Genomic DNA, 13,555 nt, shown 5'->3' with positions numbered 1-13,555 from the left:
CCTAGGAGAGCCATCCAGCGGCACATGCCGCTTGGGCGAAAGTGATCAGAAGGGGACGATGGGGCGACTGTTGTTGATCGCTGGATGTCCTTTAGTGCCCTTCTTTTCTACGACACCGTTTCGACGCCGAAGTGGGCCGGGAAAATGCCGTCCGACCGGTCCCCGGGAACGCCAAAAAGACCTTCGCCTGTGACGAAGGTAACAGTGAAGTGTTATCCCCTGGCGCCCGAGTGCTCGCCGGCCGCGCGCTGGCTGACCACGCGCTTTACCGGGACCGCGGCGGCGGTCGGCTCGGCGGCCGGCTCACGTTCCGCCAGTGCCGGTGCGAGCGCCGGTTCCGACGGCGCCGGCCGCCGGAGCAGCTTGGCCCAGAGCGCCCGGCGGTCCGCCCAGGCCCGCTGGATCCGCTCGTCCGCGCTGGCGACCACCGGCTCGAACAGCGGCAGCGCGAGCATCACCAGGACGCCGGCGGCCCAGCCCGCGAGCACGTCGGTCACCCAGTGCGTGCCGAGGTAGACGGTGGTCAGTCCGACGCTGAGGCCCATGAAGCCGGCCACCACCGCCCCGCTCCGCCGCCAGCGCGAGGCCAGGTAGGCGAGGACGCCCCAGGTCACCACGGCGTTGGCGGTGTGCCCCGAGGGGAAGATGCCGCCGCCGAGGAATATCTCGTTGGAGCCCGCGACGTGGGCGTAGTGCGGGCCCAGCCGTCCCATGCTGATCTTCACTGCCCCGACCGACATGTTCAGCAGCACCAGGGCCACGCCCAGGACCAGCAGCGGCCGCATGCTCCGGGTGCGCCAGCAGCGCCAGCCCAGCCAGATCGCGACGGCGATGGCCGAGGGGCCGCGCTGACCGGCGATCACATAGACGTTGAGGAAGGACTGGATCGCGGGCCAGTGCTCGTAGGGCCGGAACATCATGACCGACCAGTCGAACGCGACCAGGCGCGAGGTCGTGAGCACCGCGACGATGACGACCAGGTAGAAGGCCGTCGTCCCGACGAAGAGGCCCTTGTGGGCACGGCTCAGCGGCCGCCAGCGAAGAGGTCGCTCGGGTGGCCGCGGGGCTGTCGTCTGCGGACGCTCGAGTAGGGCGACCTCATTCCTCTGGTTACGCACGCCTTTGACGTTACAGTGCGCTGCTGTGGGCGCCGACGCCGATCAGTTGTTCGTAATAACCATGTGACCTGATTGAGCGAAAGCTCCGGATAAACGCCGCCAGGCGCCAGTGAGGAGTGGTCGGATATGCCAAGCATTGGGCGCGGGAAGCGTCAGATTCTGTCGTACAGAGGTTTGACCGGCGAGCTTGCGGGCAGACATGGCGGATTCAAAGCGGAATGCCAGGTTCTACATGTCAGTAAGAATCCCATGAGAACAGTATCCTATAGCGTTTCGGGCGACGGAAATCAAATCCGCGGTCACCGCGTCCCTGCCATTGTCCGATTCCCGGGGAAAGAAATGTGAATTCCCCGGGAACCGGGCCCCGGACGGCGGCCCGGGGCGGCGGCCGGGTCAGGCCAGTCCGCCGCCGAGGGTGATCCCGCCGTCGAGCACCAGGGTCTGGCCGGTGATCCAGGAGGCCTGGTCGGACAGCAGGAAGGCCACCGCCGCGCCCACGTCCTCGGGAACGCCCAGCCGCTTCAGCGGGTAGGTCGCCGCGACCTGCTCCTCGTGCCCGGCGTACAGCGCCTCGGCGAAGCGGGTGCGGACCACGGCGGGGGCCACCGCGTTGACCCGTACCGTGGGGGACAGCTCCAGGGCCAGCTGCTGGGTGAGCTGGATCAGCGCCGCCTTGCTCGCCCCGTACATGCCGATGCCGGGGGCCGGGCCGAGGGCGCTGACCGAGGAGACATTGACGATCGCCCCGCCGTGCTCGCCCAGCGAGGCCTTGTGGACCAGCTGCACCCAGCCCAGCGTCGACACCAGGTTGATGTCCAGGATCTTCCGGGCGACGTTCAGGTCGAGGTCGACCATGGTGCCGTAGGCCGGGTTGGTGCCGACATTGTTGACCAGCGAGTCGATCCGGCCGAAGCGCTCCATCGTGCGCTCCACCACCTCGGTGCGGTGGGCCTCGTCATGGCTCTTGCCGGCGATGGCCAGCACCCGCTCCTCGCCGCCCAGCTGGGCGACGGCCTCGGCCAGGCTGCCCGCGTCCCGGCCGGTGATCACGACCTGCTCGCCCCTGGCGACCAGGGCCTCGGCCACGGCGAGGCCGATGCCCCGGCTGGCGCCGGTGATCAGCGCGACCTTCCCGGTCCCGGCGGTGTTGTCCGTTGTCACTGTGCTCGTCTCCTACAGAGATAGAGGGGGTCAGGAGGGGAGGTTGACCAGCACGGCCAGCCTGGCCCGGTGCCGGTCGGCGGTGCCCAGGGCGATGGAGCTGCTCTTGGCCCGCTTGAGGTAGAGGTGGGCCGGGTGCTCCCAGGTGAAGCCGATGCCGCCGTGCAACTGCACCGCCTCCTCGGCGGCGGTCACCGCCAGCTGCGAGGCGAAGGCCTGTGCCAGCGCCGCGGCGACCGGGGCGTCGGCCGAGCCGGTGGCCAGCGCGTCGGCGGCGTTGCGGGCCACCGCGCGCAGCTGGGCCACCGAGACCCAGAGGTCGGCCAGCCGGTGCTTCACCGCCTGGAAGGAGCCGATCGGGCGGCCGAACTGGTGCCGCTCCTTCACATAGGCCAGCGTCGTCTCCAGCGCCCACTCGGCCACCCCGAGCTGCTCCGAGGCGAGCAGGGCCGCCCCGGCCGTCAGCGCGGCGTCCAGGGCCTGGACCGCCGCGTCGCCCTCGGCGATCATGCGGCCGGGGGCGGCGTCGAGCACCAGGTCGGCCAGCGGCCTGGTCATGTCCAGGCTGACCACAGGCTCGGCGGTGAACTGCCCGACCGCGTACAGCGCCGGGCCCGCGGCGGAACGGGCCGGGACCAGCAGCACATCGGCCGTCCTGGCGTCGGCGACCAGCCGGACCGTGCCGTGCAGCAGCCCTTCGGCGTCGGCCCGGACGGCCTCGGGGAAGGCGGCGCCGGGCGCGGTGCCGAAGGGCACCGCCACCGCGGCCACATGCTCGCCGGAGGCGACCGTGGGCAGCAGCGCCGACTCGTCGGCCGCCAGCAGCAGCGCCGTCGCCAGCACCGCGCTGCCGAGGTAGGGGACGGCCGCGGCGGCGCGGCCCAGCTCCTCCAGCACCACCGCGGTCTCGCGCCAGCTGGCACCCGCGCCGCCGGACTTCTCCGGCACGGCGAGCCCGGTCACGCCCAGCTCGACGGCCAGCGCGCGCCACAGCCCGGTGTCCACCGGCTGCTCGCTCTCGGTACGGGCCAGCGTCGCCGAGTGCGGCGCGCGGGCGGCGAGCAGCGCCCGGACGTTGCCGCGCAGCTCCTGCTCGATCTCGGAGTACTGGAGATCCGGGGTCTGGCTCATCGGGGCAGGTCCTTCCATGCGACGTCCTTGTCGACCCGGATCTCCTGGGGGAGGCCGAGCACCCGTTCGGCGATGATGTTGCGCAGGATCTCGGAGGTCCCGCCCTCGATCGAGTTGCCCTTGGCCCGCAGATAGCGGTAGCCGGGCGTACCGCCCTCCATCGAGGGCCGGTCCGGGCGGCGGAAGCTCCAGTCGTCGTAGCGGAGGCCCTCGTCGCCGAGGAGCTCCAGCTCGAAGCCGGAGATCTGCTGGTTCAGCCGGGCGAAGCCGAGCTTGGCGGCGCTGCCCTCGGGCCCCGGCTGTCCGGAGGCGAGCTGCTGGCGCAGCCGTTCGCCGGTGAGCCGGACCGCCTCGGCCTCCACCCAGAGCCGGAGCAGGGTGTCCTGCAGCCCCGGGGTGCGCAGTTCGGGCCGCTCCCGCCAGGTCTCCGCGGCGAGCCCGATCAGCCCGCCCTCCCGGGGCATGGCGTGGCCGCCGATGGCGACCCGCTCGTTCATCAGGGTGGTGGTGGCCACCCGCCAGCCGTCGCCGACCTCGCCGAGCCGCTGGCTGTCGGGGATCCGCACGCCGGTCAGGAAGACCTCGTTGAACTCCGCCTCGCCGGTGGCCTGGCGCAGCGGCCGGACGTCCACGCCCGGGGCCTTCATGTCGCAGACGAAGTAGGTCATGCCGCGGTGCTTGGGCACGCCCGGGTCGCTGCGGGTGACCAGGATCGCCCAGTCGGCCTCGTGCGCCATCGAGGTCCACACCTTCTGGCCGTCCACGGTCCAGGTTGCGCCGTCCTCGTCGCGGACCGCCCTGGTGCCGAGGGCGGCCAGGTCGGAGCCGGCGCCCGGCTCGCTGAACAGCTGGCACCAGACCTGCTCGCCGGTCCACAGCGGGCGCAGGAAGCGGGTGCGGACGCTCTCGTCGCCGAAGGCGAGGATGGTCGGCGCGGCCATGCCCAGGCCGATGCCGTGCCGGCCCGGGTCCAGGGTGGGCGCCCCGGCGGCGGCGAAGGCGTCGTTGACGCCCTGCTGCAGCGAGCGCGGCGCGCCCAGGCCGCCGTGGCCGACCGGGAAGTGGATCCAGGCGAGCCCGGCGTCGTAGCGGGCGCCGAGGAACTCGCCGACCGGGGTGGTCAGCGGATCGTGCGCGGCCAGCAGCTCCTGGACCGCGTCGCGCAGTCCGGCTTCGGTAAGTGGTGTGCTCATGACATGGAGCCCTCTCGGCGGTGAGCGGGACGGACGGGTGGCCCGGTGCGCCGCAGCCATCGCGGCGCACCGGGAGGGGACACCGGCGGGACGACTAGTCGAGCGGGCCGCCGGCCACGTAGACGACCTGGCCGGAGACAAAGCCCGCGCCCTCGCTCACCAGGAACGAGACGGTGTGCGCGATGTCGTCCGGCACGCCGACCCGGGCCACCGGGATCTGGCTGGCGGCCATGGCCTTGAAGTCCTCGAAGCCGAGGCCGACCCGCTCGGCGGTCGCCGCGGTCATGTCGGTGGCGATGAACCCGGGCGCGACCGCGTTGGCGGTGACGCCGAACTTGCCGAGCTCCTTGGCCAGGGTCTTGGTGAAGCCCTGCAGCCCGGCCTTGGCGGCGGAGTAGTTGGCCTGGCCCCGGTTGCCCAGCGCGGAGGAGGAGGAGAGGTTGACGATCCGTCCGTAGCCGGCGTCCACCATGTGCTTCTGGACCGCCTTGGACATCAGGAACGCGCCCTTGAGGTGCACGTTCATGACCGTGTCCCAGTCCAGCTCGGACATCTTGAACAACAGGTTGTCGCGCAGCACACCGGCGTTGTTGACCAGCACGGTCGGCGCGCCCAGCTCGGCCGCGATCCTGCTGACGGCCGCAGTGACCTGCTCGGCGTTGCTGACGTCCGCGCCCACGGCGAGCGCCCGGCCGCCGGCCGCGGTGATCTTCTCCACGGTGTCCTTGCCCGCTGCCTCCTCCAGGTCCACCACGGCCACGGCGAAGCCGTCGGCGGCGAGGCGGATCGCGGTGGCGGCACCGATGCCGCGGGCCGCGCCGGTGACGATGGCGACGCGGGGGGTGGTCTGGTCAGTCATGGGTCCGGTCATTCCTTCAGTTGAGGGGAAAAGAGGAAGGGAGAAGTGGTACGGGTCAGTTGGCCGGCTCGGTGAGGTACTTCTTGAGCTCGCGCCGGGCCAGCGAGCGGCGGTGCACCTCGTCCGGGCCGTCCGCGAAGCGCAGGGTGCGGGCACCGGCCCAGAGCTGGGCCAGCGGGAAGTCCTGGGAGACACCGCCGCCGCCGTGGGCCTGGATCGCCTTGTCCAGGATCCACTCCACGGTGGCCGGGGTGGCGATCTTGATGGCCTGGATCTCGCTGTGCGCGCCCTTGTTGCCGACGGTGTCCATCAGCCAGGCGGTCTTCAGCACCAGCAGCCGCAGCTGCTCGATCCGCACCCGGGACTCGGCGATCCACTCCTGCACCACGCCCTGCTCAGCCAGCGGCTTGCCGAAGGCGGTCCGGTCGATCGCCCGACGGCACATCAGTTCCAGACCGCGCTCGGCCATGCCGATCAGCCGCATGCAGTGGTGGATCCGGCCGGGGCCGAGCCGGGCCTGGGCGATCGCGAAGCCCTCGCCGGCCCCGGCGATCAGGTTCTCCGCGGGCACCCTGACGTCGTGGAAGACGATCTCGGCATGGCCGCCGTGCGCGCCGTCGGTGTAGCCGAAGACATGCATCCCGCGCTTGACCTCCACGCCCGGGGTGTCCCTGGGGACCAGGATCATGCTCTGCTGCCGGTGCTTCGGCGCGTCGGGATCGGTGCGGCCCATGACGATCAGGATCTCGCAGGCCGGGTCCATCGCGCCGGAGGACCACCACTTCCGGCCGTTGATCACGTAGTTGTCGCCGTCGCGCTCGATCCTGGTGGCGATATTGGCCGCGTCGGAGGAGGCGACCTCGGGCTCGGTCATACAGAAGGCGGACCGGATCTCGCCCTCCAGCAGCGGGGTGAGCCAGCGCTTCTGCTGCTCGGGGGTGCCGAACTGGGCCAGCACCTCCATGTTGCCGGTGTCGGGGGCGGCGCAGTTCAGGGCCTCGGGGGCGAGGTGCGGGCTGCGGCCGGTGATCTCGGCGAGCGGCGCGTACTGCAGGTTGGTCAGCCCCGCGCCGTGCTCCCGATCCGGTAGGAAGAGGTTCCAGAGGCCGCGCTTGCGGGCCTCCGCCTTCAGCTCCGCCATGATCGCCGGGCGGGACCACTCGTCCACCGCGCCGGCGAAGGGCTCGGCCGGGTAGATCACCTCGTCCATGAAGGCGAGCAGCTGCTGCTGCAGCTCGCGGGTGCGGTCGTCGTAGAGGAAGTCCATCAGTGCGCCTCCAGCTTGAGCAGGGTCTCCAGGGACGCGGTGACCAGCGGCGGAACCAGGCTGCCCATGAACGAGAAGCCCTCCCCGACGGTCTTGCCCTGGGTGTAGCGGAAGTGGATGCCCTCGGCGATCACCGCGAGTTTGTAGCCGGCGAAGGCCGTGTACCAGGGCAGGGGGGTGAGATCCAGGCCGGTGCGTCCGGCGTAGTGCCCGGCCAGCTCGTCCATGCCGGGGAAGCCGGCCGAGGGGTTGACCGCCTGGGCGACCGGGTTGCCGGGGATGTCTCCGGCGATCTCCCAGTACACCTTCATCAGCCCGAGGTCGGCGAGCGGATCGCCCAGCGTCGCCATCTCCCAGTCCAGCACGGCGGCGATGGTGTCGTCGGCCGCGACGACCGTGTTGTCCAGACGGTAGTCGCCGTGCACGATCGTGGTCCGCTGGCTCGCCGGGATGCCGTGGCTGAGCCGCTGCTGCAGCTCGTCCATGCCGGGGATGTCGCGGCTCCGGGAGGACTCGAACTGCCGGAACCAGCGGGAGACCTGGCGTTCCAGATAGCCGTCGGGGCGGCCGAAGTCGCCCAGGCCCACCTCCGCCGGGTCGATCGAGTGCAGCTCCGCCAGCACGTCCATCAGCCGGTAGGAGATCGCCCGGGCGCGCTCGGGGCCGAGCCCGGCCGAGTCCTCGGCCGAGCGGTAGACCAGCCCGGGCACCTCGTCCATCAGGTAGAAGGGCGCCCCGAGGACCTCCTCGTCGGTGCAGAGCAGATGCACTCCCGGGACCGGGACCGGGGTGCCGGCCAGGGCGGCGATCACCCGGTACTCGCGGGACATGTCGTGCGCGGTGGCCAGGACGTGGCCGAGCGGCGGACGGCGCAGCACCCAGTGGTGCCGGTCGTCGCGCAGCAGGTAGGTGAGATTGGACTTGCCCCCGGTGATCAGCTCCGCCGTGAGCGGCCCGTCCACCAGTTCGGGCCTGTCGCGCTCCAGGTGGGCGCGCAGCCTGACCAGATCCAGGCCTGGTAGGTGTTGCTCGGACATGCGGCCCTCCTGGCTCGGGATGCGGCAGAGTGGTGCTGTGCCGCCGTCGTCGCCACCATACCGACTGGTAGGTATGTCGGCTAGAGTGGCACGTCACACACCAGCACGCGTCACACTCGGACGCAGCACGCACGCAGCACACACCAGGACGCACACGAGGGGCTCATGTGGCCGCAGCACGCAGGGCAGTGGGGAGCAGGGGCAGCCGCGCCGCGCTCCTGCCCGGCCCGGTCCGGGAGCCGGCCGAGGCTCCGGACGACGGGACGCCGGTCCAGGAGCGGCTGCTCACCGCGGCCAGTCGGCTTTTCGCCGAGCGCGGCTTCGCGCTGACCTCGGTCCAGGAGATCGTCGAACGGGCCGGTGTCACCAAGGGTGCGATGTACCACTACTACGCGTCCAAGGACGATCTGCTGCAGCAGATCTACAGCCGGCTGCTGGCCGGGCAGTCGGTCCGGCTGATCGCCATCGCCGACGCCCCCGGCGTGCCGGTGCGCGAGCGGCTCCGGGCCGCCGCCGCCGACCTGGTGGTCAGCACCCTGGAGAACCTGGACGACGCCACCGTGTCCTGGCGCTCGATGCACATGCTGCCGCCCGAGCGGATGGCCGAGGTGCGGCTGGAGCGCCGGCACTTCCACGAGCGGTTCCGGGCCCTGATCGAGCAGGGGCAGGCCGAGGGGGTGCTGCGCAGCGACATCTCCGCCGACCTGGCCGCGCACCAGTTCTTCGGCGGAGTGCACCACCTCGGCACCTGGTACCACGCGGACGGAGAGTTGGCACCCGAATCGATCGGAGAAACCTTTGCCGACTTGTTGCTCAGGGGCCTTGATGATCGAGTAGGACCGGAATCGACCATCCCGGATCACGATTAGGCCGCAGGTCCTATGGGCGTGTCGCCTGGCTTCGGTTGGTTTGTATAGTGTGCGCCAGCAGCCGTCGGCTGCTCGGTCAGCCTCCCCGCACACAAAGCTCTCACATGGAGCCCGCGGGAAGCGGGTATGCCGCTGCCATGCCGCCCGGTCCCCCACAGGGGTCGTGCGAAGGCGTAAGACATGAGGACGGTTCCATGGTTCTGGGGGAGATCGACATGACGGGTTCTCCACTCCGCCTCTCTCAGGCACCTGGGCAGCTGATCCGGATAGCCCAGCAAGTGCATACCCGGCTCTGGGCCGAGCACGTCGGACAGGAGCTCACGGCGCCGCAGTACGCCGCGCTGATCGCGCTCGCCGTCGAACCGGGCGCCGACCAGCGCACGGTCGGTGAGCGGGCGTCGCTGGACAAGGCGACGATGGCGGAGATGGTGGGCCGGCTGGTGCGCCGCGGCCTGGTGCTGCGGCGCCGGGATCCGGCCGACGGCCGGCGCAAGCTGCTCACCCTGTCGCCGCTGGGCACCCAGCTGGTGGCGGACGTCTCCCCGGGCGTGGCGCTGGTGCAGCAGCAGCTGCTGGCGCCGCTGAACGAGGCCCAGCGCACCGAGCTGATGACCGGGCTGGCCCGGATGGCCCGGATGGAGGACATGGCCCTGGAGACCATGGTCGACGCCCGGCCGATCCTGGACGCGCCGCGGGTGGTCGGCTATCTGATCCGGGTCGCCCAGCAGGTGCACACCCGGCTGTGGACCGAGCACGCCTCCGGCGAGCTCACCGCCCCGCAGCACGCGGTGCTGGCCGCCCTGGCCGAGGAGCCGGGGATCGACCAGCGCACGGTGGGGGAGCGGGCCTCGCTGGACAAGGCCACCATGGCCGAACTGGTGAGCCGGTTGGTGCGCCGCGGCCTGGTGCTGCGCCGCCGGGATCCGGCCGACGGCCGGCGCAACCTGCTGGCGCTGTCCCCGGCCGGGACGCAGCTGCTGGACCAGGTCGGCGCCGGGGTCAGGACGGTGCAGTTCGAGCTGCTGGCACCGCTGGAGGAGGCCGAGCGGGAGCGGATCGTGGACCTGCTCGCGGTCATCGCCCGGCTGGCGGAGACGGACGAGTAGCAGCGGCGCGCCCTCGTCGGGCAGCACGTAACGGACAATAAATCGCTTGCGGGGGCGCGGGCGATGGCGGATCGTCACGGGGTATGGCCACCTGCTGACATGACGTCATCGCCCGCGCCCCGTGTCCTCGCGCCCCTGCGCGAGTGACCCTTCGGGGACTGCGGCTCCGCCCGCCCGCACCCCGACCTGACGGAGCGTCATGTCCTTGCTGCACCTGCCCATGTCCGAACCGGGCAGTCCCGATCTCCGCTCCCCGCTGCGACTGCTGGCCTGGCTGGGACGCTCCCAGCGCAAGGGCCAGCTGCTGTCCGTGCTCTGGGGCTCCCTGCTGATGGGCGGCCAGGCCGCCACCCCCTTCCTGGTCGGCATCGGCATCCAGGCCGCGATCAACCACCAGGAGCGCCGGGTCTGGCTGGCCGGGGCCGGGGCCCTGCTGCTCGGCCTGGTCCAGGTGGCCGGCTCGGTGCTGCTGCACCGCCAGGCCGTCTGGAACTGGGTCACCGCCGCCTCCCAGGTCCGCCAGCTGGTCGCCCGCCAGGCCTCCGCGCTCGGCGCCGGGCTCTCCCGGCGGATCGCCACCGGCGAGATCGTCGCGGTCAGCTCCGGCGACGTGGAGAAGATCGGCTGGTTCGTCGAGGTCTCCTCCCGCTGCGGCGCCGCCGTGCTGGTCTGGCTCGGCGTCTCCGTCGCCGTGCTCTGGCGCGAGCCGCAGCTGGGCCTGGCCGTGCTGCTCGGCGTCCCGGTGCTGGCGGGCGCGGTCTGGCCGCTGCTGAGCCCGCTGGAGGCCCGCCTCACCCGGCAGCGCGAGCTCGGCGGCAAGGCCGCCGAACTGGCCGCCGACACCGTGGCCGGGCTGCGGGTGCTGCGCGGCATCGGCGGTGAGGAGCTGTTCCTGGACCGCTACCGCACCGCCTCGCAGAAGGTACGGGGCGCCGCCGTGCGGACCAACCGCACCTGGGCCCTGATGCAGGCCCAGCAGGTGCTGCTGCCCGGCATGTTCGTGGTCGGCACCACCTGGTACGGCGCGCACCTGGTGGTCACCGGGCGGATCGGGGTCGGCGAGCTGGTGGCCGTCTACGGCGCCTGCGCCTTCCTGGCCGGACCGCTGCGGATCCTCGGCGAGACCGCCGAGGCCTGGACCGCCGCCAGGGTCGCCGCGGCCCGCGCGGTCCGGGTGCTCGCCGTGCAGCGGGACCAGGCCGGCGACGGGACGGCGGCGGCGCCGCTGACCGCCCCCGAGCGGGCCGACCTGCACGATCCGGCCACCGGGCTCACCGCCCACGCGGGCCGGCTCACCGCCGTGGTCTGCGGCGACCCGGACCTGGCCGGCGCGGTCGCGGCCCGGCTCGGCGGCCATGTGCCGCTGGACGGGGCGGACGCCGTGGACGGCGAGGGCGTGGCGTCCCGGCCGCCCTCGGCCACCCTGGGCGGGCAGCCGCTGGACGCGCTCCCGCTGGGCGCGGCCCGCGCCGCCGTGCTGGTCCACGACAAGGACCCGGTGCTGCTCTCCGGCACCCTGGCCGAACTCTTCGACATCCCCCGGTCCGGCCGGGTCGACCCGGCCGAGGCCCTCGCCGCCGCCTGCGCCGAGGACGTGCTGGCCGCCCTGGTGGACGGCTCGCCCGCGGCCGGCGGCGAACCGATGCGGGCCAGGATCACCGAACGCGGCCGCTCGCTCTCCGGCGGCCAGCGGCAGCGGCTGGCGCTGGCCCGGGCCCTGGTCGCGGACCCGCCGGTGCTGGTGCTGGACGAGCCCACCAGCGCGGTGGACTCCCACACCGAGAGCCGGGTGGCGGCAGGCATCGCCCAGCTGCGCCGGGGCCGGACCACGGTGGTCTTCGCGACCAGCCCGCTGATCCTGGACCGGGCCGACCGGGTGGTGCTGCTCCAGCAGGGCCGGGTCGCCGGGCAGGGGACGCACCGCGAACTGATGCACAGTCAACCCGAGTACCGGGCCGTGGTCACCCGCGAGGACCCGGTCGCCCTGCAGGCCGTCGCCGCACAGCTGGAGGAGAACCGATGAAGGCCCCGGAACGTCCGGCGGAACAGACCGCGACCATGCTCCCGGTCGGGTCGCCCGCCGCCGTGCGCGGCTATCTGCGGCTGCTCGCCTCCCGGCACCGCCGGGGCTTCGGCGCGGTGGTCGGCCTGCACGCGGTGGGTGCGGCCGCCGCGCTGGTCGGCCCCTGGGTGCTCGGCGACCTGGTGCAGAGCCTGGGCGCCGGCACCACCGACGGCTACATCGCCCAGGTGGCGCTGTTCTACCTGGCCGCGCTGCTGGTGCAGGCCGTCTTCACCGGCCTCTCCCGGCTGCGCGGCGGGATCCTCGGCGAGGAGATCCTGGCCGACCTGCGCGAGGACTTCCTGGTCCGCTCGGTCGCGCTGCCGCCCGGCGTGCTGGAGCGGGCCGGCACCGGGGACCTGGTCTCCCGGGCCACCACCGACGTCGACCGGCTGGCCACCTCGGTCCGGGACGCGCTGCCGGAGCTCTCGGTGGCGGTGGTCTCGCTGGTGCTGATCATGGGCGCGCTGCTGGTCACCTCGCCGCTGCTGGCGGTCACCTCGCTGGTCGGCCTGCCGCTGCTGCTGGCCGGCTGCCGCTGGTACTTCCGCCGCGCCCCGCAGGCCTACCGGGACGAGGCCGCGGCCTACTCGGCCATCAACACGGTGCTGGCCGAGACCGTGGACGCCGGTCAGACCGTGGAGGCACTGCGGCTGGGCGACGGCCGGGTGGAGCTGACCGACGCCAGGATCCGGCACTGGATCGACTGGGCCCGCTACACCCTGTGGCTGCGCACCGTCTTCTTCCCGGCCGTCGACTTCCCCTACACCCTCTGCCTGATCGCCACCCTCACCTTCGGCGGCCTCTACACCCTGCACGGCTGGACCACCCCGGGCCAGCTCACCGCGGGGGTGCTCTACGCACAGATGTACGTCGGCCCGGTCGACATGATCCTGCGCTGGTACGACGAGCTGCAGATCGGACAGGCGTCGATGGCCCGGCTGGTCGGCGTCCGCGAGGTGCCCGACCAGGACGCCGACGACACGCTGCACCCGCTGGGCCGCACGGTGCGGGCCGACGAGGTCCGCTTCGGCTACCGCGAGGGCGCCGACGTGCTGCACGGGATCAGCCTGGACGTGCGGCCGGGGCAGCGGATCGCGCTGGTCGGCCCGTCCGGCGCGGGCAAGTCCACGCTGGGGCGGCTGCTGGCCGGGATCTACGCCCCGCGCACCGGCGAGGTCACCCTCGGCGGCGCCCGGCTCGCGGCGATGCCGCCGGAGCGGGTCAGGGCCCAGGTCGCCCTGGTCAACCAGGAGCACCATGTCTTCGTCGGCACCCTCCGCGACAATCTGCGGCTGGCCCGACCGGAGGCGGACGACCAGGAACTGCGCGGAGCGCTGGACGCGGTGGACGCGGGGCGCTGGTTCCAGGCCCTCCCGGACGGCCTGGACACCGAGGTCGGCTCCGGCGGCGGCACCCAGCTGACGCCGCCGCAGGCCCAGCAGCTGGCCCTGGCCCGGCTGGTGCTGGCCGACCCGCACACCCTGGTCCTGGACGAGGCCACCTCGCTGCTGGACCCGCGCGCCGCCCGGCACCTGGAGCGCTCGCTGGCCCGGGTGCTGGACGGCCGCACGGTGATCGCCATCGCGCACCGGCTGCACACCGCCCACGACGCCGACCGGATCGCCGTGGTCGAGGACGGCCGGATCACCGAGTACGGCAGCCACCCCGAGCTGATCGCGGCCGGCGGCCCGTACGCGGCGCTCTGGCAGTCCTGGCGCGACGAGGGGACGGAGTAACCGGTCCCCGGTG

The 13,555-nt window shown here is 72.6% G+C and carries 11 protein-coding genes; 4 read left to right on the top strand and 7 right to left on the bottom strand.

Annotation, left to right across the window (positions count from 1 at the left end):
• Positions 1-212: 212 nt before the first annotated feature.
• From ACXKR8_RS11355 to ACXKR8_RS11325, 7 genes are all read right to left on the bottom strand, one after another.
• Positions 213-1,118 (bottom strand): phosphatase PAP2 family protein, encoded by a 906-nt coding sequence (locus ACXKR8_RS11355; RefSeq protein WP_458272780.1) that lies wholly within the window; start codon positions 1,116-1,118, stop codon positions 213-215.
• Between the two features lie 393 nt (positions 1,119-1,511).
• The gene (locus ACXKR8_RS11350; RefSeq protein WP_458272779.1) at positions 1,512-2,279 is read right to left on the bottom strand and encodes an SDR family oxidoreductase; all 768 of its coding nucleotides are present in this window, start codon (positions 2,277-2,279) and stop codon (positions 1,512-1,514) included.
• Positions 2,280-2,309: 30 nt separating this feature from the next.
• Positions 2,310-3,410, bottom strand: coding sequence for an acyl-CoA dehydrogenase family protein (locus ACXKR8_RS11345; protein WP_458272778.1), 1,101 nt, complete (start codon positions 3,408-3,410; stop codon positions 2,310-2,312).
• The gene (locus ACXKR8_RS11340) at positions 3,407-4,603 is read right to left on the bottom strand and encodes an acyl-CoA dehydrogenase family protein (RefSeq protein ID WP_458272777.1); all 1,197 of its coding nucleotides are present in this window, start codon (positions 4,601-4,603) and stop codon (positions 3,407-3,409) included. The genes ACXKR8_RS11345 and ACXKR8_RS11340 overlap by 4 nt, the downstream gene beginning before the upstream one ends.
• Before the next feature lie 94 nt (positions 4,604-4,697).
• Positions 4,698-5,462, bottom strand: a complete 765-nt coding sequence (locus ACXKR8_RS11335) for an SDR family oxidoreductase (protein ID WP_458272776.1) — start codon at positions 5,460-5,462, stop codon at positions 4,698-4,700.
• Positions 5,463-5,517: 55 nt separating this feature from the next.
• The gene (locus tag ACXKR8_RS11330; RefSeq protein WP_458272775.1) at positions 5,518-6,729 is read right to left on the bottom strand and encodes an acyl-CoA dehydrogenase family protein; all 1,212 of its coding nucleotides are present in this window, start codon (positions 6,727-6,729) and stop codon (positions 5,518-5,520) included.
• The gene (locus ACXKR8_RS11325) at positions 6,729-7,766 is read right to left on the bottom strand and encodes a phosphotransferase family protein (RefSeq protein WP_458272774.1); all 1,038 of its coding nucleotides are present in this window, start codon (positions 7,764-7,766) and stop codon (positions 6,729-6,731) included. Before ACXKR8_RS11325 ends, ACXKR8_RS11330 begins: the two co-directional genes overlap by 1 nt.
• A 218-nt stretch (positions 7,767-7,984) precedes the next feature.
• Here ACXKR8_RS11325 and ACXKR8_RS11320 point away from each other — a divergent pair, with 218 nt between their 5' ends.
• From ACXKR8_RS11320 to ACXKR8_RS11305, 4 genes are all read left to right on the top strand, one after another.
• Entirely contained in the window at positions 7,985-8,635 is a 651-nt protein-coding gene (locus tag ACXKR8_RS11320) for a TetR/AcrR family transcriptional regulator (protein ID WP_458274950.1), read from the top strand.
• 278 nt (positions 8,636-8,913) lie between these two features.
• A complete protein-coding gene (locus ACXKR8_RS11315; protein WP_458272773.1) occupies positions 8,914-9,741 on the top strand; it encodes a MarR family winged helix-turn-helix transcriptional regulator in 828 nt (275 codons plus the stop codon).
• Between the two features lie 199 nt (positions 9,742-9,940).
• A complete protein-coding gene (locus ACXKR8_RS11310; RefSeq protein WP_458272772.1) occupies positions 9,941-11,764 on the top strand; it encodes an ABC transporter transmembrane domain-containing protein in 1,824 nt (607 codons plus the stop codon).
• Complete coding sequence (locus ACXKR8_RS11305; RefSeq protein WP_458272771.1) at positions 11,761-13,542, top strand: ABC transporter ATP-binding protein; 1,782 nt, start codon at positions 11,761-11,763, stop codon at positions 13,540-13,542. The genes ACXKR8_RS11310 and ACXKR8_RS11305 overlap by 4 nt, the downstream gene beginning before the upstream one ends.
• The last annotated feature ends 13 nt before the right edge of the window (positions 13,543-13,555 follow it).

Source organism: Streptacidiphilus sp. PAMC 29251, from assembly GCF_054208735.2.
Note: the sequence above shows the minus strand (reverse complement) of the source record. Positions and strands in the feature narration are given on the sequence as shown.